This is a genomic window from Staphylococcus pseudoxylosus (assembly GCF_044794325.1).
GTDB classification, from domain to species: Bacteria; Bacillota; Bacilli; order Staphylococcales; family Staphylococcaceae; genus Staphylococcus; species Staphylococcus pseudoxylosus.
Genome location: NZ_CP085024.1, coordinates 2858736 through 2882015 on the forward strand (window position 1 = coordinate 2858736; position 23280 = coordinate 2882015).

Here is a 23280-nt window from a genome sequence, read left to right on the forward strand (position 1 = left end):
TTAAATGACTTCACTTTATGCTTAATCGATAGTCAAGAAGTCATAAAATAATATTTCTGCCTGTACAATGAAATAATATCAAAAAACAAACTTATGTATTTTTTAATATCTTCTCAAATAAATTATTATTACCAGTCATATTTAGATGATAACATATTAATTAAAGTTATAATATTAATATTTTAAACAAAAACACGTATTTTAATTATTGATTTTTAGGTTTTGTAATTATTTTTATACAATATTAGAAATATAAACATTTTTTATTGTAAAATGAAATGTTAACAGTGATATGTGAAAATTTACCCTTCAAAATCATCAAATGAACTTCGTCCAACTACCTCATTAATCACAGAAATATTTAAGATTAAACAGCGCTTTCAGGAAATGTTTGACAATGAAATCGAATTTAGTTTTACAACAATAAAGAGGTTCTTTATTCAAAAACATAAAAATAGAAAGTCCGAGACATAAATTTATGTCTCGGACTTTTATCATTTTAACTTACTTAAGAATTGATATAAAACACAATTCTAACGTGTTCTATTTAGTTAATCCTTTACTCTATTTCACTTATTTTTTGTTCTGGATACTTTATAACATTATCTAATATATTTATAAAATTATCCAACATACGTTTGATTGTTGATGAAGAAAATAACTCACTTGCATATTTTAAAGACACTTTGTAAACTTCATCACCTTCGATTATCATGTGTAAATCAAATTTAACGTTTGTATCGAAAGTTTCTTTACGTTCAATTTCCCAACCATCTATGTTCAATAATTGATTATTTATATTTTGAAATGAAAATGTTACATCATGTAATGTGTTACGAGTTAAATTATATTTTTCTATAATTTCTTCTTTTAATTGTTCAATAGGATAATCTTGGTTATCTAAAGCTTTTAACGATAAATCAGTAATTTCTGTTAATAATTGATTTATTGATTTATTTTTTTTTGGATAACCACGTAAAGCAAGCCTATTAAAAAACGGACCCGCCACCTCTTCCGTATCCTTAAAGGTACGTCCTGAAAAAGGACTACCGATTACTATATCTTCTTGATTAGTATACTTACTCATCAATATCATTAGCGATGTTAATAATATTGTATAGTCAGTACTGCCAGTTGTTTGTGCAAGTTTATCCATTGCTTTTTTCATTTCATCAGACAAGTTTACAGTAATTGTTTTGCCCTCAAAAGTTTGTTGTTTGGGTCTTGGATAGTCTAAAGGTAAATCTAAAATAGGTAATTTATCTTCAAACTGTGATAACCAAAATTTGCGTTGGTCGGTTAAATCATAATTATTAATCCACTCGCTATAATCTTTATACTGTAACTTCGTGTTTTCTATGTTATGACCTCGATATAATTTTGAAAATTCATTAATGATATGATAGATAGTGACTCCATCTGAAATGATATGATGGATATCAAATAATAATATATAACGCTGTTCATCATATTTCACTATTTTAACTCTTAACAACGGCGCCACCTTTAAATTAAACGGTTTTACAAAGTCTTGTAAAAGACTATCATAATCAATTTTTGATTTTTCTTCATAGTCTACACTAATTTGTGTATCATCTTCGATTATCTGAACAGTTTCTCCATTAATTCTGTCAAAACGAGTTCTTAATACCTCATGCCGATTAACTAAAGTTTGAAAGGCATACTGTATGCGTTGAATATCTAAATCACCTTTTATTTTAAATGCTCCAGGCATATTATATGATGTGGTTTGTTTGCCAGCAATTGTATTCAGTGTATATATATGCTGTTGAATCGGAGATATAGAATAAAATAGTTTATCTTCAGCTTTTGGTATATTTCGTATATTCTTGTATTCATTACTTTCCTTTATAATTTTAGCCAATTGTGTAACTATTGGTTTTTCAAAAAAAACTGTGACTGGTATACGAACGCCGCTTCTATATTCTATTTCATTTATAATTCCCAAAGCATTAAGTGAATGTCCACCTATTTCAAAGAAATTATCATTCATTCCAACCTTTTCAATACCTAATATCTTCTCAAATATTTGGGTAAGCATTACTTCTGTATCATCTTTAGGTGCAACATATACTTTGCTTTCAATCTTAATTTCAGGTAGCTGCCTTTTATTTAATTTACCATTATCTGTAACTGGTATTTTTTCAATTTGAGTTATATATGTTGGAATCATATAATTTGGCAAGCTTTCACTTAAATCTCTTTTTATATTTTCATAGTTTAGTTGCTCTTCTGAGACTAGGTAAGCACAAAGCGCTATATTTCCTTCTCCCATTGATTTAGCAATGACAGCGACATCTTTGATTTTTTCATTTTTACGTAAAGCACTTTCTATTTCACCAAGTTCAATGCGATAACCACGTATTTTTACTTGATCATCGATACGCCCTAAACATATAATATTGCCATCTTCTTGCCATTTCGCTAAATCACCTGTACGGTATAATTTTCCTTTACCAAACGGGTTATCAATAAATCTTTCTTTTGTTAATTGAGGGCGGTTTAAATAACCATCAGTCACACCTGCTCCTCCGATACAAAGCTCTCCTTGAGTACCAATACCCATGAGATTATTATCTTCATCCATAATATACGCTTGCGTATTCGCAATAGGTTGACCAATAGGTATAGTTTCATAGATAACATTATTTTCAAAACTAAAGTTCGTCACATCAATAGTAGTTTCAGTAGGACCATAAACGTTGATTAATTGTGTATTATTCACCTTACCAATCCATTTATTAAATTGATTAACTAACTCTGGCTTCACTGCTTCGCCTCCAACTAAGACATACCTTAAGCTAGAAAGTAAGTTCGCTTGTTTAGTTAACTGAATATAATGAATAAATGGATTAAACATAGAAGGTACAAAGACAACTATCGATACTTTAGATGTGTGAATTAATGATGTGATTACTTCTGAGTTACCTTCTTTACCCGAAGGTAACAATGTGGCTTGTGCACCAACCATAGCCCATCCAAATAATTCCCAAATTGACGGGTCAAATGTAAATGGCATTTTAAATAATATGTTATCTTTACTACTAATATCAAATCTCTTAATCCTTCTATTAAGATTATTCATAACACCTTTAGAAGTTATCTTAACACCTTTAGGTTTACCTGTAGTGCCAGAAGTATAAATAATACACATCACGTCAGATATACTTGTGACATGCGATAAATTCTTTGTCGGTTGTATTGATGTGCTTTTGTCTTCCATTAAATTTATAACCGATTGATTAAATTCAATAGAAGCGCCTAAAGCTCTATCTGTTAATAGTGTATTAGGCTTACTATCACTTAAAATATAATTGATACGCTCACTCGGATATTCTGGATCAATTGGGACATAGGCGCCACCTGCTTTTAAAACACCATATATCCCAACTATCATTTCCAAATTACGATTTGTCATTACACCTACTAAGCTATTTGGTTTAACGCCATTGCGTCGTAATTGATGCGCGACTTGATTTGCTTTAGCGTTTAATGTTTGATAAGTAAGGCTTTCACCTTCGTAAGTAACTGCCTTGTTATTTGGTGTTTTTTTTACTTGGTTTTCAAAAACTTCCACAAAGGTTTTCGTGTTATCCATACTTACTTGTGTATCATTAAAGTCCTGTAAAATAAGCGTTTTTTCTTCATCTGTAAGAGTCTCAATTTCACTAATTTTTTGTTCTGGATTTTCTAGAATTACATTTAAAATTTTTATAATATTCGAGTGTAAATTTACAACTTCATTTTCGCTGACCAGGTCCAGCTGGTACTCATAATCTATTTCAAGGGTGTCTTCACCATCTCTATTACTTATGTTTAGACCTAATGGGACATTTGTTGTACCCGGGTCTAACCATTCTTCTGAGTATCCCTTTTTAATAAAATCTGGGTTATGTTGAGTGTTTTGAAATGATACTACAAAATCTAATAAACCTTTTACATTTTTGCTATGTTCCACTATATAACTATTTGGATATTTTCTATGTTTCAACAACTTGAATGTTTCTTTTTTCATTAACTTCAAAAATTCATTAATAGATAATTTTTTATCTATTTCCACTATTATAGGTAATACTCTTGAATAGACTCCTGTCACTTGCTTTTCAAATTGCGTATTTCTATTGTGTAATATTAATCCAATTGAATTCTTATTTACTGAATTTTTTTTATACTTTAGAATTAGCATAGCAGCAGAAAATAAATTGCTAATACTTAATTGATTACTTTTACAAAATTCCATAATTTTATGTGTGTATATGTCTGAAAGTCTATAATTTAGCCTATGCCCTTGGGCACTGTTAGTCCTTTTATTTTCAAACAACTCGTTATTTTCTAAATTTTCTACTTTTTCAAGCCAAAATTGTTTATCTTTTTCAAATCTAGATGAATTTTTATAATTTATTTCTTCTTCCACGTGATCTAAATACGTATATTCAAAATTCGCTTCTTTTTTTCCGTAAATTAATGATTCACATAATGTATTACCAGCTATAGTCATGCTCCAGCCATCTGAAATAAAATGATGTTGCAACAATAATATTCCAATATCTCCACTAGGCTGTGTTAAAATTACAAATTTAAATAGTTCGCTATTGAGGGCAAATATATTTGATTTTATCTGTGTAGTAATCCATTCATCATAACCCTTTTTATTATTATAAAAATCAATATACTCAAAGTCTTTTCTTTTATATTCATCAATATATTGTTTATATTCAGAGTTCAATTTTCTAACTTTAATCCTATAACTCTCATGTCTTTTTATTAAATTGTTTAGTGATTTATCAATTTCTTCTATTTTAACATTATCTTTAATAGTAACCATTGCTGCTATATTATTAATACTAGTGTTTTCATAATATTCTTCTAACTGAATAATTTCACGTTGTGCTTCAGATAATATAAACTCTCTCACTAATTTTACCTCCATAATTTTAATCAATGTATATAACATGTAATTACATACATTTGCACATTATTTTATGATGATATTCTTTGTAATTTTTACTACAATTATATATTTAAATAAGTATAGTTCAATAAAACAGAAAAGTATTTATACTAATAGATTCTGAAACATAAATACTTTTCAGTAACTAAAAAGTGGCAGGTTTTATTTACTTTGGATTACTATATCTCAGGCTGTGTTACTTATTTCTTTTTAAGCTAAGTATTTGTGTAATTTTTTCTTCAAATATAATGGTGATATTTGATATATTTTTAAAAGGTAATGAACAAGTTGAGGCTTGTTTATTTCTTCTTTTTGCTTTTGAATACCTTTTACTATAGTTTGTGCTAATTTATCAGAATTTAATACAAATGTTTTATTCATGTTTTTATATAGTCCATGCAGATCTGCTTTCTTTAAAAAAGGAGTATCTATTGGTCCTGGATTTACTACAAGAACATGGTACTTTGGCTCTTCCATTCTTAAAGTATTTAATATTTGAGAAAATGCCGCTTTAGAAGCGCCATAATGACCAGTACCTTTATCTGTTATTAATGAAGCAAAGCTGGAAATCCCTACAATTGTTGGTTCTTCAACAAAAAATTTTCGTAAAACATTCAATAAAATAGAAAAATTAATTGTATTAATTTTATAAATTTCATTCATTTGCTCTATAGAGATGGAAGACATATTTACTATATAACTCAAACCTGCACAATGAATAAAACCGTCTATATCATTGCTTAATTTACTCTCCAACAATGTTAAATCTTCAATATTTAATAAGTCACATTCTATAACCTGAACACTCTTGTTATTTTTAAATAATTCAATTTGATTAAATTTATACAAATCTCGCGATAAGATAGTAACTTTACAACCTTTATTAAGCAATGCTTTTACGATAGAGTAACCTAAACCACTGGTTCCCCCAGTAATAATGTAATGCTTATTATCCAAACTAACACTCCTTTTAATTATATTTTAAAAATTGAAATATCAATGACAATCATGATAATAACATAAAAATCAGTTATAAATCATTTTATATATATTTGTCAATCAATAAAAAATATATTTTTATATGATGTTAAAAAAATCAAAAACAATGGGAAGCTATTCAAAGTGTAATAAAAGTGAGTTTTGTGGGTAGTACTATGACAAAAGGAATGTTTATAGAAGAAAATAAGAATCACAAGCAAAATATTTAAAGGACTAATCCATATGAAAATGAATTAGTCCTTTTAAAAAATGAAAATTGTAATCAAGCTCGTATTTACTCGTGATTGGGACATCAATCCCAGAAAAATAGCACTCAGATGATTTAATTCAATTCATCTGAGTGCTTCTTTTTTATTCAATACTCCGTATTGTTGGCTCTCTTTCTTAGGGGACAGCTTCAGCCTGTAGTCTTCAGCTTGTCCTGTTCCCTCAAGAGTCTTGCCAAAATACGTCTCATCCACATATAATCCAACATTATAATACTCAAAAAATTAATGCCCTTACGTATAATTTAATAAACACTACTAAACTAAACAATAATGAAAAAGACAATCTCTATATTACTTCAGTAGAAATTGTCTTTTTTCACTTGTCCAAGAACTTTATGTCCCAGAGCCTTCTTTATAAGATAGATTTTTAAATAGAGGCTACTACGATATAATCATTCCAATTAAGTGAATAACAATAATGCTTATATATAAATGGAAAGATTAATTGAATTAAAGTTGCAGCGAAGTATAACAAAACATACGTAAATATGAATAGTAAAATTTGAATTATCGATGTTAAAGCAACAACAATCACTATAAATGGATTAATTTAATGTTTATATTTTAGATAATGGTTGCTTGCTTTTTTCCTATTTCCACACGTTTCCATATCGCACCATTTTCGTTTTCCAGCTTTTGATATATCAAGAAAATAACATATGCAATTTTCATGATAACACTGCCTAATTCTTTTAGTATCATAACGTTTCAAAGTATCAACTAAATCATTAATAATAATATAGGTTATATTATCTTTTATAGTTTTACCTATATAAGCTAAATCTATATTTTTATCATTATCTAAAAAATCAACAGTAATATTTGTGTCATTTATATATTTCTTTATTTTATTTTTAATACTCTTCGAAAGTTCCCCTTCACTTTGGATACTATTTAATACTTCTTTAGATAGCATTCGCAATTCTTTTAGCAAAATAACTAATTCATCTTTTATAACATTTTCATTTATATTTTGATTAACCATATTATTCTCTATTAACCAATTTAATATATCTGGTTTACTAGTCAATAAATCAATATTTTTATTATCTTTAATAAATGTCGTATTAACTAGATTAATCCAGGGTCTTCCACCAATAGTTAATATTTTTTTATCCATGCTATCACCCCACTTACATACTAACCTTTAAATTATCATTTTACAAGTTAGTTATCTACGCGTATCATATAACCTGTAAAAACTTTTTAAAAGGTTATACGATAGGAGGAATTAAAATGACTACGTTTTATCAAAAAGTAACTGTGCAAGATATCAATATATTTTATAGAGAGGCTGGTAATCCAAAAGACCCGACTATTTTATTATTACACGGCTTCCCTTCTTCATCACATATGTATAAAAGTTTAATAGAAAAATTAGAAGATGATTATCACCTAGTTGCACCAGACTATCCAGGATTTGGAAATAGTGACCACCCAAATATAAATGCCTTTGATTATACATTTGACAACATTGCAAATATTATAAATGAATTTATAGAAATGCTATCTATAGAAAAATTTAGTATATATGTTCATGATTACGGCGCACCAATAGGATTTAGATTAGCTACTAAGAAACCAAATAAAATACAAGCAATTATTAGTCAAAATGGCAATGCATACGAAGAAGGATTATTATCTGCTTGGGACCCAGTTAGAGAGTATTGGGAAAATCCATCAAATGAAAACAAAGAAAAATTAAGAAAATTATTAACAGCTGATTTCACCAAATATCAATACATTGATGGTACAAGAAACCCTGATACTATAAGTCCTGATGGGTGGAATATGGATCAAAAAAATTTAGATAAAGAAGGAAATCAAGAAATACAAATCAGCCTATATTATGACTACAGAAATAATTTGAAATTATATCCAAAGTGGCAAAATTATTTTAGAACTTACCAACCATCTACATTAGTAGCTTGGGGTAAAAATGATATGTTTTTTGGGCCTGAAGGTGCATTAGGTTTTCTTAGAGACATTGAGGACTGTGAAGTTCATTTATTTAACACGGGTCATTTCCCATTAGAAGAAGAGCTTACAACAAGTGCATTTTTAATTAAAAACTTTTTAGACTCAAGATTGAAACAATAATTGTATAAAGGTTAAGTTTTGTTTTAAGTATGAAAAACTTAAAGAATTTCATAACCGACACTAAATTTGATTATAAATGCTTGATTTAATCCATTTCCAATAAGGAATTTGTTTGAAACTAAAAGACTTAAACGTACTATATATAGCCATAACTATTATTAAAAAAGAGAGCACTCGATGAATAACATAATCTATATTTCGAAATAACTAAGACACCTAAGTTTTTAGGTGTCTTTTATTATAGAAAGATAATTATAATACTTGATATGTTTAGTGATTGAAATAATATTTTCATATCATTTATAATTATTAAAACAATTTCAACAATGACGAATGTATACTTTTAGTGTTAAGATTCAATATTATTTGTTTTTTTCACTATAAAAATAAATTGCAATATATGCAAAACACAACATTGGCACTATAAATGATAATTGCATAGATCCAAATATATCAGCTGCTAGTCCTTGAATTACTGGCATTACAGCCCCACCTATGATTGACATAATAAGAATAGCTCCGGCAAATTCAATGTATTTAGAATTAGTAACTTTTTCGATAGTCTTGCCATAAATGGTTGGCCAACAAGGACCAAATAAAACACTTACAAAAACTGCTGCATATATAGCCGAAGTGTTAGGAATAAGAGAGGCATATAATAAAACAATAACCCCTATAGCTGAATAAATCATCAATATTTTATTTGCATCAAATTTTGATAATAATGAAGTAGCTATAAACCTTCCTATGAAAAATGCAATAAAGCTAAATATTACAAAATTAGTAGCAAATCTTTCATTAATATGAGGGTTTACATCAAGAGCTAATCTTAAAGTGAATGACCAAACCGTTGTTTGTAGACCCATATAAATAAATTGGGTTAAAACCCCTTTTCTAAAGCCTTTATTTTTTGATAAGTGCTGAATTGCTTCTTTAAAACCAATATTGCTATCTGATTCATTTTCTACTTCTTCAGGCTTACATTCAGGGAATTTAATTACTATAAAAAGTATCATTACGGCTATTAACACAACAATTAAAATGATATAAGGTGTCATCGTACGTTGTAACATTTCAAGCCCAAATTGAGTAGCTTCTTTGCTATTCATGACTGACATTTGTTTTTCTAAGCTACCCCCGTTAGTAAAAATAAAATATTTACCTAGTACTGCACCAATCATTGCACCAATCGGATAAAAAGTCTGACTTAAATTAATTCTTTGCGTCGCCTTCTCTTTTGGTCCTAATAATAAACTATAAGTATTTGCAGAAGTTTCTAAACAACTTAATCCAATCGCTATGATAAATAAAGCTGCTAAAAACATACCATAAGTTGCCATGTGAGAGGCTGGAAAAAATAACGCACAACCTATAATATACAAAAGTAAGCCAGTTACAATCGTCAAACGATAACTTGTTTTTTTGACTAATAATGCTGCAGGTAAGGCAAATATAAAGTACCCTCCATAAAATGCACTTTGAACAAACGCTGAAGCAAAATTACTCAAATCAAATATCGTTTTAAATTGAGCTATTAAAACATCATTTAAGCTAGCAGCTGCGCCCCATAGTGGAAATAGCAAAGTTACTAAAATATACTGCAGTATTGGCATTTTATTTAAAAACCCATCACGCTTTGTTTCTACTGTATCTTTCGACATTTAAAACACCCCTAATTATTTTACAATTTCTTTTACATTTTCAATGTCTCTCCATGTAGGTAATGAAGGCTGTGAACCTAATTTCGTTACTGTACACCCAGATGCTTTAATCGCTGATTCAATAATTTGATCAATATCCCAGTTCTTAGATAACCCATATGCTAAAGTTCCTATAAAAGAATCTCCTGCAGCAGTTGTATCTATAGGGCTAACGTTAAGTGAGTCAAAGTATTTGAATTCTTTTTTATTCACAAAAATTGCCCCGTCGCCTCCCAGTGTAACAATGACATTTTTATAACCAACACTTAACAAAATCTCAGCCGATTCCTTTGCATCCTCAATATTATTAATCGTTTTACCAGTCAATAATCCACTTTCTACTTCATTCGGTATAAAATAATCAACCTTTTTTGCTTTATTATGATCAAAATCTTGAGCAGGCGCAGGATTGACTATGATAGTTTTATTGTAATCATATGCTATATCTATACATTGGTAGACAACATCCATGGGTACTTCTAACTGAAGCACGATAATATCTGCTTCTTTAATTAATTTTTTATGATTTATAATATCTACTATCTTTAATTCTAAATTCGCCCCTGGAACAACGATAATTTTATTATTACCTTCATTATCAATGGTTACATTACCAACACCCGTTCTAGATGTTTCATCAAGCAATACAGATTTATGTGCTATCTTTTCTTTTTTTAAACTTTCAATATGTTCTTTTGCAAATTCATCATCCCCTAACTTTCCTATCATACTCACTTCACCACCGAGTCTTGCAGCTGCTACAGCTTGGTTTGCACCTTTACCGCCAGTATATTTTTCGTATTGTTCTCCAATAAAAGTTTCACCCGTGCTTGGCATTTTTGAAGTCCTAAACACAAAATCTGTCATTAAACTTCCTATTACTAATATTTTTTTCATTGTTAAACCCACCTTTTATTTTATAACTCCATCTTTTTGTAATTCTTTTCCTAGAGCACCACCAGGGTGATATTTTCCAAAAGATTGTTTTGAAAATCCCTTCATTTGCGATACTGTTAATGCAATTGCATCTCCTATGACTAAAGTTGCTGTTGAACTATTTGTTGGAGCTAAATTATACTTATCGGCTTCTTTTTTTATTGGAATTTCTATAACAATAGAAGCATTTCTACCTAAAGTGGATTTTTTTGACTTTGTGATAGCAAATATCTTTGCACCGATAGCGTTTATAGACGGTAAAACGTTTAATACTTCTTCTGTTTCTCCACTATTGGATATTGCAAAAACAATGTCTTCCTCACATATCATTCCTAAATCGCCATGAACAGCTTCAGTTGAATGAACAAAAAATGATGGCGTTCCAGTACTAGCGAAAGTTGCAGCTATTTTTTTACAAATATGTCCTGACTTTCCAACGCCAAGAAATATAATACGTCCTTTGCAATTTAAAATTTCAGTGACACATTGTTCATAACTATTATTAATACTATTTTTGACATCGTTGATTGTATTTATTTCTGAATTAAATACCTCTTCTAGCATTTTAATTGATCTCATAAAATTTCCTCCTTGGTTTTATCCGTCAATAGTAATCGATTACTATTGAACAAAAAAATTAATTATGATCAGTTAGAATAATCATTGTACCTATATAGTAATCGATTACTATATAGGTACAATTAGGGTAAGCGCTTTCATTTATTGTAAAAAAATATAGTTTTAAAAACTATATTTTTTTATCCTTTTAATTGCTTAATTGAATTCCCCTCAATAATTTTACTACTTTTTATCTCAACTTGCCCCTTATATTGACCTTCTAACTTACTCAATAAGCTAATAGCTATTGCTTCTCCCATAGATAATAAGTCTTGTTCTAGCGAAGTAATCTTAACTTTAAATAAATTATTATTGGCTAAAGACCCGTAAGACACAATTGAAAGATCTTGGGGAATCTTAATTTGATACTTATCAAATACGCTAAGCGCTCCTTTAGTCATAACATTATTGCAAATAACTATTCCAGTTGGTAATGCTAACCCTTTATACAAATATTCATTAATGAGATCAAATGTAATATCTTCCTTAAATTGACCATTAAACATCCATTCTTCTTGAAATGCTAGTCCGTACTCAGAAAGTGCTGCCTGGAAACCATTTAAACGTTCAATGCCAGTACTTGTATTTAGACTTCCAGTTACAATACCAAGCTTTTCATGTCCTTTGGATATCAATTTTTTAGTCAGTTCATAAGACTCTTTGAAATTATCAGTACCTATATAAGGTAATTGTTGATAATCATCTAATTTTCTATCAATTAAAATTATAGGAATATTTCTATTTTGTATCTCTTTTAAATTAGTATTTTTACTGTCACAAGGAGATATAGCAATGGCATCAATATTTTTACTTAATAACATGCGAATAATTTCTTCTTCTTTTTCAATTGATTCGTCAGTACTACAGGTTATCAAATTATAGCCTTTTTTAAATAAATATTTGTCAATCTGTTTTGCTATAGTCATATAATATGGATTTTCAATATCAGCTACAATAATAGCTACTAAATTAGACTTGTTTGACCTCAAACTTTTAGCTACCAAATTGGGTTCATAATTTAATTGTTCAAAAGCATTTAATATTTGATCCCTTGCTTCAGAACTTACTGGATAATTATTATTGAGGACTCTTGAAACTGTTGCTGTAGAAAATCCAGTATATAATGCAATATCTTTCATAGTTACATTATTTGTTTTGTTCTTCTGATTCATTAATAATCACCACTTAATAATATTTCAACTGCTAATTTAATAATTATGAAATAACACCCGTTGTCAGCATGATATTTGAATAAGTTCTTGTGTCTCCAGTGTTAATAACTAAAGTAACATCTTCTTCATTAGCCAGCTCATAAAATTGTTGTCGACTATAAGTTGCAAATGACTTATCTTTTAATATTTTGTTAAACTCAGTGAAAATTTCAGGCGTTTTTCCTTCAATTGGTTTCATAACTTCAAATTTTTCTATATTTATTACAGTTAATATAGATTTTAACACATCTGTGACCAAAGGTAAGTTAGGTGCAAATCCTAAATATATTTTTTCCGCATTTTCATTAGTGTTTGTCATTATAGGATAATTACCATCAGCAATCAATATTTTATTACCATGCCCACCTTTCGCCAATTCTTTTAATATTTGTTGATGAATACATTCTCCTTTTATCATATTATACCCCCCTAGAAACACATAGTAATCGATTACTATATGCAAAATTACATTAAATGTGTTTATTTGTCAAATATATTTATACTGAATATTAGTGTTAAATAAATAAATCATAAGTTTCAGTTTTATTTTTTTATTCTTTTTACATCAATATATGATAATTTCAGTTATTAAGTTATTAAGAAATGGAATTAGATGATTATAATATATATTCGAGTATTTTTTGCATTATATTTATTGCTTAATAAAAGTATTTACTTATAGACTACCCCTCACTATCAGCTAGTAGTGAGGGATTTATTATGCAAAAACTGCCATTCAAATCAATGATTTGAATGGCAGTTTGAAATATATTTTAGTATTATATTTTAACATTTACATCTAACTATTTTTGTTGACCATTCGTCTTAATGATATAGAACAGGTAGTATACTATACCAATGACAAACCAAATCAATGTATAGAATTTAGCTTGTCCACTTAATCCCCAAAATACTGCAAATACACAAATAAACACAAGTATTGGCATAACAGGATACAACGGTAATTTAAATGCTGGTAATGGCAAATCTTTACCTTCTCTTTTACGTAAAGCGAAAATACCCACTGTTACAAACATAAAGGCTACTAATGTGCCTGCTGTAATTAGTTGAGCTAAGAACCCAAACGGGAATACAGATCCAACAATTACTGCAACGATAGATAATACGACTAAAGCGCGATTTGGTAAGTTTTTATTATTCAATTTACCTAACCAAGATGGAAGGATGCCATCTCTACCAAATGAGTAAAGTAAGCGTGAACCAGCTAGCATCATTCCAATTAATGCAGTAAACATACCAATGACAGAAATAGCTTGTACAATAATTGCAATCGTACCATGACCGCTTGTACGTAATGCCCATCCAACTGGTTCAGCATTGTTTTTATATTCACTGTAATCAAACATACCAACTAACACTAACGCAACAACGACAAATAACGTCACGGCAATTAGTAATGATCCTAAAATTCCTCTAGGCATCGTCTTTTGCGGATTAATAGCTTCACCAGAATTGGCAGCGATAGAATCAAAACCAATGTAAGCAACAAATATAACAGAGCTACCTGCATAAATGCCCTGCCAGCCCCCAAAAGCACCTGCGGCTGTTTCTTTATATTCAGGAATAAATGGTACATAATGTCCAATATCTATTACCGACAAACCTACTATTATAAATAGGAAAATTGCTAGTACTTTTAACACGACTAATATATTCTGTACTCGTGCTGTTTCTGAAGTACCTCTAGACAATAATAAAGAAGTGATAACAACTACAATTGCAGCTATCAAGTCTATTACCCCACCATCAGTACCTAATGAATTAGAAAGTGAGTTAGGTAACGAAATATGGAAGGGGTCTAACAGCCCTCTTAAATTTGCAGAAAAACCAGAGGCTACAAAGGAAACTGCAATTAAATATTCAGCGATTAATGCCCAACCAACAATCCAACCAAAAAACTCTCCAAATAATATACTAATCCAAGTATATGCAGAGCCTGCAAACGGCATTACTGTCGCCATTTCAGCATATACAAATGCAACCATAGCTGCTACAATTGCTGCAACTAAAAAGGATAGACTGACGGAAGGTCCCGTATGATCCGCAGCCACAACCCCTGGCAATGTAAAAATAGCAGTTGAAACGATTGTCCCAACACCTAATGCTAAAAAGTCCTTAACGCGAAGTGTACGTTCTAAGTGCGCATCTTTATTTTGGTAGCGCGATACATCTTCTTTACGTAGTATTCTATGTATCAGATTCATTTTTATATCTCCTAGCTTTTTTTAAAACAAACATGTTTTTAAGTATAATGATTTTTGAAACTATTGTACATGCCATTTTAAAAAAGAATTATTATTTTTAAGTCATTTTACCTAGGTTACTTTAAAGTGCGTACTTACATTTTCCTAATAAGAGGTTTAAAATAGCGTTCATAGTTAATAATTTACTAAAATTTATTTAATGAAAAGGAGCATAATGATGCAAAATATAACTTTTAATAATGGCAATACAATGCCACAACTTGGCTTAGGCGTCTTTAGAGTAGAAAATGATGATACGGCAAAAAATGCAGTAAAGCATGCAATCATTAACGGATATCGTAGTATTGATGCAGCATTAGTTTATGCTAATGAAGAAATGGTTGGACAAGGTATACAAGAAGGTATAGAAGCCGCAGGTATTAATAGAGAAGACCTATTTATCACATCTAAATTATGGTTAAATCACTATGGTAAAGATAACGTGAAAGATGGCTATGAAACATCATTAAACAATCTTGGCTTAGATTACTTAGACCTATACCTCATTCACTGGCCAGGTACAAACGAATCACTCATGCTAGAAACTTGGGAAGGTATGGAAGCACTATATAATGAGGGCAAAGTTAAAAATATTGGTGTTAGTAACTTTACAATTGAACAATTAGAGTTACTAGAAGCGAAAACGACTATTAAACCAGTTATTAACCAAGTAGAATTCCACCCATACTTTACTCAAGAACCATTAAGAAAATATTTAGCTTCAGCATCTATCCAAATGGAATCTTGGTCACCTTTAATGAATGCTGAAATCCTTACAGATGAAACTATAAATGCTATAGCTGATGAAACTGGAAAATCTCCTGCACAAATTGTAATCAGATGGAACATTGAACATGGTGTTGTCACAATTCCTAAGTCTGTAACGCCACATAGAATTGAAGAAAATATAAATGTTTTTGACTTTGCATTAACTGAAGCACAAATCAATCGTATTGATGCTTTAAACCAAGATAAAAGAATTGGTCCAAATCCTGTAGAATTTAATGGATAAATAGTTAATAGAGTGGAGCGGCAATCATTTTATAATATATGATTGCTGTTCCATTTCTTTTTATTTATTATTTCATTAAATTATTTTTAAGTTCCTTTCTTTGAAATGCTAATGAATACGGATCATTGTACCAATAAGTCTCGGCTTTTACTTTAACAATATGATTATTTTTAACAGCAGGAATTTGTTGCCACATATTTGTTTTTTCAAATTCTGCTTGACCTTTACCTTCACTCATCGTGATAATGTAGTCGCCAGCGTACTTCGGTAGTTGTTCTTGTGATAATTCTTTCCAACCATCTTTTTTGACTTCTTTTTCTAACGGTTTAGGCATATTTAAATCAAATGCTTGATATAACACTTCTCCACCACGCCCCCACTCTGGGCCAAATGCATAGATGGTTTTGCTAAAATCATCAAAAATTGAAACTGTTGCGTTTTCTCCTATATGACCTTTGATTTCTTTAGAATCTTTAGCAGTTTGAGTTTTCCATTTTTCCACCCAGTCTTTAGCTTCTTTCTCCTTACCAAGTATCTTACCTAATTCAATTTGCGTATCTAAATAATCCTTATTACCGTATTCGATTGGTAATGTTGCTGCAATTTTTTCATACTTTTTAATATTTTTGTCAGTAGTATCAACAATAATTAAATCTGGCTTAAGTTTTGCAACTTTTTCCACATCGTTTTCATTTAATTTTGCAGTATTTTTAAATTTATCTTTTAGAACATTACTCTTTTCTATATCTTTAGTAACACCGATAATATTACCGCCTAAATATTTTATACCACCTGCATATGTATTAGCCACAACTGCAATACGCTTTGGATGTTTTGGAATATCAACTTTTTTACCACTGCCTAAAGTATAACTTTTCGTACTTTCTTCATTAGATTTTGACTCATTACTACACGCTGAGAGCAGCAGTACTGCTAAAATAATAAAACTTAATAATTGCTTCATTTGGCCCCTCCTATTGATAATGATTATCACTATTATTTATATTTTATGCCCAGTATTAAAAATAAGCAATATATTTATTTGAATTTTAAAATTAATAATAAATATTATTAGTTTTAATACTTTATATTTTTGCTTAACCCACCTATTAAATAGTTTACTTACAACGTACTAAAGAAATAAGATAAGCTTATTAACTCATGAGATAAAAATAAGTGGCTGGGATATGATTCCCAACCACTTTCACGTTAAATTTATTCCATACGTTTTAATATTTCTAATTTAATCACTTTTAATGCTTCGCTATATTCTCTGTTGGTACTTTCTTGGGCATTAACGATTAATAGTTCAACTAGTTCTATGTCACTTTTTTCGCTAACTTCATGTTCAAATTGATGTAAGTGCTCTTCGGATGTTTTAGCGTTTTGCTTTTCTATTTGATAATATTGGTCTGCTCCTAAACCACCTTCTTCAATCATGACAGAAATACCACTTGACCGCGTTTCATTCAGTCTTTTCACTTTAATGCATTTGTTTTCACGAATAATCATTTGAATCCCTCCTAATTTAATGCGCGTATTTTAAAGTACGTTACTGCTTATAAACATCACATTGCTTCTAGAATTAGATTGACTTCAAATAATCTAGCTGACTTTAATCATTATGTATCACGTTATCTTCACAAATATCAATTAGTTAGCTATTAAAATTATTGTTTCCTACAGTGTATTATTACACTTGTTTAATTACAACATCTTTGCTCACTATACTATACCCATTTAAATACTTATTTACGGATTACTAAATAATATCTTTTTTACTACTTCAAATAATATATGCCTTATTCAAAAATGTTTAACAAAGTTTTCATAAATACAATATGTTAACGACTTCTATTGCTTAAAATACAAATATATAATTGATAATGATTATTATTATGAAAGAGTGATGAATATGTTGAATTTAAAGACTGGTATTTTAGAAAAAAATTATAAAATCAAAGGTATGGAAATCGAAAATAAATACTTGATTCAGCGTCTTAACGCTTTAGGTTTAGCCCCTGGATCGAATGTAAAAATTAAACAAAAATGCTTATTTAGAGGCCCTTGTATTCTAGAAATAAATGGTCAAAATTTAAGTATTCGTGGTTGTGATGCATGTCATATTTTACTAGAGGAATCTCATGGCTAATAGTTTCTGTATTTTAGGAAATCCTAATGTAGGTAAAACCTCGTTATTTAACGCTTTAACTGGTACATACGAATATGTGGGTAACTGGAGTGGAGTTACTGTAGAGAAGAAGGTAGGACGTCTTAAAGCTAATGCTGGAGAGCTCATTGATTTACCGGGTATATATGAATTATCTCCTATTTCAAAAGATGAGACTGTGGTTACCGACTACTTATTAAAAAAAGAATTTTCTGGCATGGTTAATATAATCGATGCTAGCCAATTGAAACGAAATTTACAACTTACTATACAATTAATGGAACTCGGTGCACCAATAATTGTAGGGTTAAATATGATTGATGTTGCTGCAAAACGGGGCATACATATTAATCAAGACGCACTCATGAAAAAATTAAAAGTACCTTTACTTCCTATTATCGCTAGAAATGGAAAAGGTACTAAAAAATTATTAGATGCACTAAATGACGCACATTTATCTAGAAATTCCCCATTACATATCAATTATGGTGAAGCTATAGAAAACACAATTAAAAACATATCAGAACAGCTACTAAAGCACAGTAATTTCGACAGGCACTTATTACGCTTTATCGCCATACAATTTTTGTTAGATAACATAAAAATATATGAACTTCTCGATAAAACTTTAATTAATCTAATTGAACCTTTACGCCAAAAATTAGCCGCTTCTCAATCCATTGATATTCGAGCAGTAATCCAACAAAAACGAAACAATTATATAGATAATTTGTTGACTGATGTCGTCGAATATCCTGATGAAGAACGACAATATTTTTCATCACGTTTAGATAAATTATTAACACACAAATTCCTTGGTATTCCTATATTCCTCGGTATTATGTGGTTGATATTTCAAATCACATTTACTTGGGTCGGCACACCAATATCAGATCAACTTGATGAATTTATTGGGGGAAGACTGACCGACAGTGTTAAATCCGTAATGGAAAGCATTAGTTTAGTGCCGTTTCTACAGGATTTAATCACTGATGGTATTATCGCTGGTGTAGGTGCAGTCATAGTATTTGTACCTCAAATCATGGTACTTTTCTTCTTTATTTCATTATTAGAAGACTCTGGGTATATGGCACGTATTGCTGTACTCATGGACAGAATTATGGAAACCTTTGGCTTAAGTGGTAAATCATTTATTCCTATGATTATAGGGTTTGGCTGTAATGTGCCTAGTATTATGGCTGCACGTAGTATCGAAAGTGAAAAAGAACGCCTTACAACAATCTTAATTGCGCCTTTTATGTCCTGTTCTGCACGGCTTCCGGTTTATGCTTTATTTGTTGGAGTATTCTTCGCAAAACATCAAGCTTTGATTGTATTAAGTCTTTATGTCCTTGGTATCGTTGTAGCATTGGCTACGAGTATCATTTTGACTAAGACTGTATTGAAAAACGATGACTCTGTGTTCATAGTAGAATTACCAACATACCGCATGCCATCCATCAAGACATTGTGGCGAAGCACATGGGAAAAAGCTAAAGGGTTTGTAAAAAAAGCAGGTACATTTATTTTTGGTGGCTCTGTTGTTATTTGGTTATTAAATTACACTGGTCCTAGCGGGTTCAATGTAGATATTAACGAAAGCTTTTTGCATGCAATCGGTAGCTTCTTTGCCATTTTCATAGCACCATTAGGGTTCGGTACTTGGCAAGCTGGGGCAACTTTAATTCCTGGCTTCCTTGCAAAAGAAGTCATTGTTAGTTCAATGGCAATTATTTATGCTTCCGATGAGTCAGGATTAGTCAATATTATCCAAGAGCAATTCACACCATTATCTGCATATGCATTTATGATATTTATATTATTATATATACCGTGTTTATCAACCGTAGCAACTATTCGAAAAGAAACTTATTCACTTAAATGGACTTTTCTAGCAGTCGCGTATCCTCTAATTGCTGCCTATGTATTATCGTTCATTTTCTATCAAATTGTACATCTATTTATTTGAGGGAGTACTTTTATGACTATTTTAATTAATGTTATTGTCTTTTCCGCAATATTTAGCTATACCGTATATACACTCACTAGATTTATTAAAAGGTCCAAATCTGGAAAGTGTAACTCTTGTGGTTCAAAAGACGGCTGTATAACTGAACGTAGAAAAAACTAAAACAATGCCGAAGATATTGGGACATATCTCGCAGACACTTCGGCATTTTAATATTTTATCCTAATTAACATTTTTATATGCTTATACTTTACCAACAAATACTAAAATAGCATCTTTAAGAAATTGTGTACCACCTTCAACATGTTTATCATAGTAGTCAGTAAAAGTAGCATCGTTAACATACATTTCTGCTAGCCCAGCATGAGCTGCTTTAGAGTATTCAGGCCATGTATACATGAGCCAAGCTTTGTGTTTTGCTGCTAATAATTGTGCAGGTTCGGAAGCTGGGTCACCTGTTTGTACGCTTCAGATAGCAAATCGATAATTTCTTTTTCCAAATTCTTCCAAGCATCGTAATCTGTCTGTGTCATATTCTTAAATTTTTTATTGCTTTGATCTATGAGGTCATCTCCATATTGCATTCTGATTTCTCTTCCATATTTCGTTTCATTTTCTTTAATAACTTTTTCTTTGAATCCTTCAAATTTTTCTTGATCTTTCATGATAATTTCTCCTTTATGATTAGCAATCGTTTTTTCAACTGTTTGAATAATTTTATCGAGGCGTTCACGTTGTTGTTTTAAGTTATAATAATGGTTTTCTAAAGCTTTCATTCTATTAAATGTCGGTTGTTGGATAATCTCTTTAATTTCATCTAAACTGACCTCTAACTCACGGTAAAACACGATTTGTTGCAGTATATCGACTTCTTCTTGTTCATATATACGGTATCCAGATTCATTAATTCTAGCAGGCTTAAGTAAGCCTATTTGATCATAATAACGTAAAGTTCTATTACTTACTCCTGATAGTTCAGCTAATTGACTTACTGTATAGTTCATCATTGACCTCCTTTCAAATTTCACTTTACACCCTTACGTAACGTAAACCTCAAGGGGAAATTTATTATATAGTGTTATTAACTTCATGTTCATAAACTTCAAAAACATGGTTTGCTATTAAAATTAATTATTATTCCAACTTACAATACTAATAATATTTTAATATAACTGAAATAAAACTTATTTTAAAGACACTTTTAAATGTTTGATAAAATAATTGTTGGGAATACTAATACAGTAGTGAAATATTACATTTTTTAATAATCCCAAAGGAGGCATTTAAAATGACAAATAATCCTTATAGAACATGCAAAAAAGTTCAAACCTAGATACTGTAACTTAAATAACTTACTAATTAATTTAAGTTCTAGATAAATTTATCTAAAAGTATTACTACAACTTTCATTTTCAATTTTCAACAACGATGCCGCTATTAATTAATGTCTTACAGTCAACCACCCTAATACGTTAGTATTTGTGTTAAAATTTCCAATTGATGTTCATTACAAATACTTTTTATTTACCATTAGAAGTAACACAATATTTATTAGTTAGGACACATACTTACATTTCAATATTTAACTAAGGTATTAAAAACCATTTTGTCGAGAGTTTAACTTTTAATAAATAGATAGAGGTGATTCTATGAAAATAGAAGATTGCATCGAAAATTTTATTCTCAGTATTAATGAAAAAAATTCCCAGCTTTTTTGTAACTTATTAGGCCCTAGGGAACTCTCCAAATTAAGAAAAAAGTTATATATTAGTCGAAATTATATAAGTATTAACAGATATGTCAAAGAACGATATTTAGAGAAACTATCTCGTTTAGTATCTCCTCTATATTCATATGAATATTTCAAAATTGACAATAAATATATTGTTAAGTATAAATTTTCTAAAAATAAATCATATTTTATAACTGAATTTAACGTTTCAGAAAATGAAAACAGCTCTTTAATTAGTTTGAATATTACTAAAATACAAGCTAAGATATAACCTATTGTACAATCCTTGTAGTTAATAATTCAGTATATTATAGGGGGAAATGGTACATTAACCCCAACCTATTTAGTGTAAATAAAAGGAAAGGTTCCTCTGTATTGTAATAGAAACCTTTCCTTTTTATGATGTGTTATTAATTTGTTTTAGCTATCCAAATGGTTTAAATTCATCACCAAAACATGTAATGATCCTCTCGGAAAAACAATAATATAATATTCACTATTTTTATTATTTAAAAATATAAATACTTATTAGTACGATTATTAAAAATGTACCTACAACTAATATAAAACTGTACCAAAATGTGGCTATATTTCTTAGTTTAGTAGTCTTGATTTCATTTGGGTCGTTACCTTTCATAAATGCAACAATACGGTCATAGGTTTGTATATCGTATGATTTCTTAATGCTATCCACTTTAATAGAAGCCGTTATACCAATACCTAATAATATAACTTCAATTATAGTTCCAACTATTCCCCAATAATACATTGCTGGGCCAATTAAAATCGCAGCCATTAGCATTGGCCATATCATTAAATGCGTCCACAAGTTAAAGCGAGCTTTTCTTAATTTTTGCTCCATAATCTCTACACCTCCTTTGACTAAATCGTCTAAAGAAACATCGAACAATGAACTAAGCATTAATAAATTATGCACGTCAGGATAACGCTTATCATTTTCCCAGTTTGATATTGTTTGTCGTGAAACATATAGTTTATTAGCTAAGTCTTCTTGAGAAAGTTGATCACGTCGGCGGAAATATTTAATTTGATAACCTAGATTTATTGGTTTTTGCTCCTTCGATTACAGAGTAAGATAAAATATATTATTAGACTATCAAAGTTCTTTAACATCTGCATAATTTTGTTTGTCTAAATACTTTTACATGCTATTATGACAGCTTTTCAAGACTTCCTCTAGACGGAATAAGCAAAAAGGGCGAGATTGAAACCAGTAAAGTTCCATATGCTCGCCCTCACGATAATCATATATTTAGATATTAAGTAATCATTTAATTACTTATTTTTGGTAACTGTATAGATTCAGT

General features: G+C 29.8%; 17 protein-coding genes and 1 pseudogene. 5 read left to right on the forward strand and 13 right to left on the reverse strand.

Features of this window, described 5'->3' with window-relative positions:
- Nucleotides 1–559: 559 nt before the first annotated feature.
- From LG295_RS13600 to LG295_RS13610, 3 genes are all read right to left on the reverse strand, one after another.
- Nucleotides 560–4936 carry a non-ribosomal peptide synthetase gene (locus tag LG295_RS13600; protein ID WP_107529927.1) on the reverse strand — a complete coding sequence of 1459 codons (4377 nt, stop codon included), beginning with the start codon at nt 4934–4936 and terminating at the stop codon, nt 560–562.
- Nucleotides 4937–5182: 246 nt separating this feature from the next.
- On the reverse strand, nt 5183–5929 hold the full coding sequence (locus LG295_RS13605; RefSeq protein ID WP_325999218.1) for an SDR family NAD(P)-dependent oxidoreductase: 747 nt from the start codon (nt 5927–5929) through the stop codon (nt 5183–5185).
- 861 nt (nt 5930–6790) lie between these two features.
- Nucleotides 6791–7360: a CGNR zinc finger domain-containing protein gene (locus LG295_RS13610; protein ID WP_107558697.1), complete on the reverse strand. Its 570-nt coding sequence runs from the start codon at nt 7358–7360 to the stop codon at nt 6791–6793.
- A gap of 116 nt (nt 7361–7476) precedes the next feature.
- On the opposite strand from LG295_RS13610, the gene LG295_RS13615 reads away from it, so the two are divergent.
- Nucleotides 7477–8340 (forward strand): alpha/beta fold hydrolase, encoded by an 864-nt coding sequence (locus LG295_RS13615; RefSeq protein ID WP_107558698.1) that lies wholly within the window; start codon nt 7477–7479, stop codon nt 8338–8340.
- A 362-nt stretch (nt 8341–8702) separates the two neighbouring features.
- Here the strand turns inward: LG295_RS13615 and fucP are convergent, their stop codons facing one another.
- From fucP to LG295_RS13645, 6 genes are all read right to left on the reverse strand, one after another.
- Complete coding sequence (gene fucP, locus LG295_RS13620) at nt 8703–10001, reverse strand: L-fucose:H+ symporter permease (protein WP_107529931.1); 1299 nt, start codon at nt 9999–10001, stop codon at nt 8703–8705.
- A gap of 15 nt (nt 10002–10016) precedes the next feature.
- Nucleotides 10017–10937: a ribokinase gene (gene rbsK / locus LG295_RS13625; RefSeq protein WP_107529932.1), complete on the reverse strand. Its 921-nt coding sequence runs from the start codon at nt 10935–10937 to the stop codon at nt 10017–10019.
- A gap of 15 nt (nt 10938–10952) precedes the next feature.
- Nucleotides 10953–11555: an SIS domain-containing protein gene (locus tag LG295_RS13630; protein ID WP_107529933.1), complete on the reverse strand. Its 603-nt coding sequence runs from the start codon at nt 11553–11555 to the stop codon at nt 10953–10955.
- A gap of 179 nt (nt 11556–11734) precedes the next feature.
- Complete coding sequence (locus LG295_RS13635) at nt 11735–12766, reverse strand: LacI family DNA-binding transcriptional regulator (protein ID WP_107529934.1); 1032 nt, start codon at nt 12764–12766, stop codon at nt 11735–11737.
- A 43-nt stretch (nt 12767–12809) separates the two neighbouring features.
- Entirely contained in the window at nt 12810–13223 is a 414-nt protein-coding gene (locus LG295_RS13640; protein WP_107529935.1) for an RbsD/FucU family protein, read from the reverse strand.
- A 385-nt stretch (nt 13224–13608) separates the two neighbouring features.
- A complete protein-coding gene (locus tag LG295_RS13645; RefSeq protein ID WP_404476058.1) occupies nt 13609–15030 on the reverse strand; it encodes an APC family permease in 1422 nt (473 codons plus the stop codon).
- A 217-nt stretch (nt 15031–15247) separates the two neighbouring features.
- On the opposite strand from LG295_RS13645, the gene LG295_RS13650 reads away from it, so the two are divergent.
- Nucleotides 15248–16081: an aldo/keto reductase gene (locus LG295_RS13650; RefSeq protein WP_107557436.1), complete on the forward strand. Its 834-nt coding sequence runs from the start codon at nt 15248–15250 to the stop codon at nt 16079–16081.
- Between the two features lie 67 nt (nt 16082–16148).
- Here LG295_RS13650 and LG295_RS13655 read toward each other — a convergent pair whose 3' ends face one another.
- Nucleotides 16149–17045, reverse strand: coding sequence for an ABC transporter substrate-binding protein (locus LG295_RS13655; RefSeq protein WP_107529938.1), 897 nt, complete (start codon nt 17043–17045; stop codon nt 16149–16151).
- A 251-nt stretch (nt 17046–17296) separates the two neighbouring features.
- A complete protein-coding gene (locus tag LG295_RS13660) occupies nt 17297–17593 on the reverse strand; it encodes a hypothetical protein (RefSeq protein ID WP_107529939.1) in 297 nt (98 codons plus the stop codon).
- Between the two features lie 403 nt (nt 17594–17996).
- Between LG295_RS13660 and LG295_RS13665 the strand changes: the two genes are divergently transcribed.
- Genes LG295_RS13665 through LG295_RS13675 form a run of 3 tightly spaced genes read left to right on the forward strand, consistent with a single transcriptional unit; the run spans nt 17997 to nt 20382 of the window.
- Nucleotides 17997–18233, forward strand: a complete 237-nt coding sequence (locus LG295_RS13665) for a FeoA domain-containing protein (protein WP_107529940.1) — start codon at nt 17997–17999, stop codon at nt 18231–18233.
- Nucleotides 18226–20220: a ferrous iron transport protein B gene (feoB, locus tag LG295_RS13670; protein ID WP_318832481.1), complete on the forward strand. Its 1995-nt coding sequence runs from the start codon at nt 18226–18228 to the stop codon at nt 20218–20220. Before LG295_RS13665 ends, feoB begins: the two co-directional genes overlap by 8 nt.
- Before the next feature lie 12 nt (nt 20221–20232).
- Entirely contained in the window at nt 20233–20382 is a 150-nt protein-coding gene (locus LG295_RS13675; RefSeq protein WP_107557438.1) for a FeoB-associated Cys-rich membrane protein, read from the forward strand.
- A gap of 81 nt (nt 20383–20463) precedes the next feature.
- Here LG295_RS13675 and LG295_RS13680 read toward each other — a convergent pair.
- Nucleotides 20464–21224, reverse strand: a pseudogene (locus LG295_RS13680) (MerR family transcriptional regulator).
- Between the two features lie 1233 nt (nt 21225–22457).
- The gene (locus LG295_RS13685; protein ID WP_325999324.1) at nt 22458–23018 is read right to left on the reverse strand and encodes a helix-turn-helix transcriptional regulator; all 561 of its coding nucleotides are present in this window, start codon (nt 23016–23018) and stop codon (nt 22458–22460) included.
- Between the last annotated feature and the right edge of the window lie 262 nt (nt 23019–23280).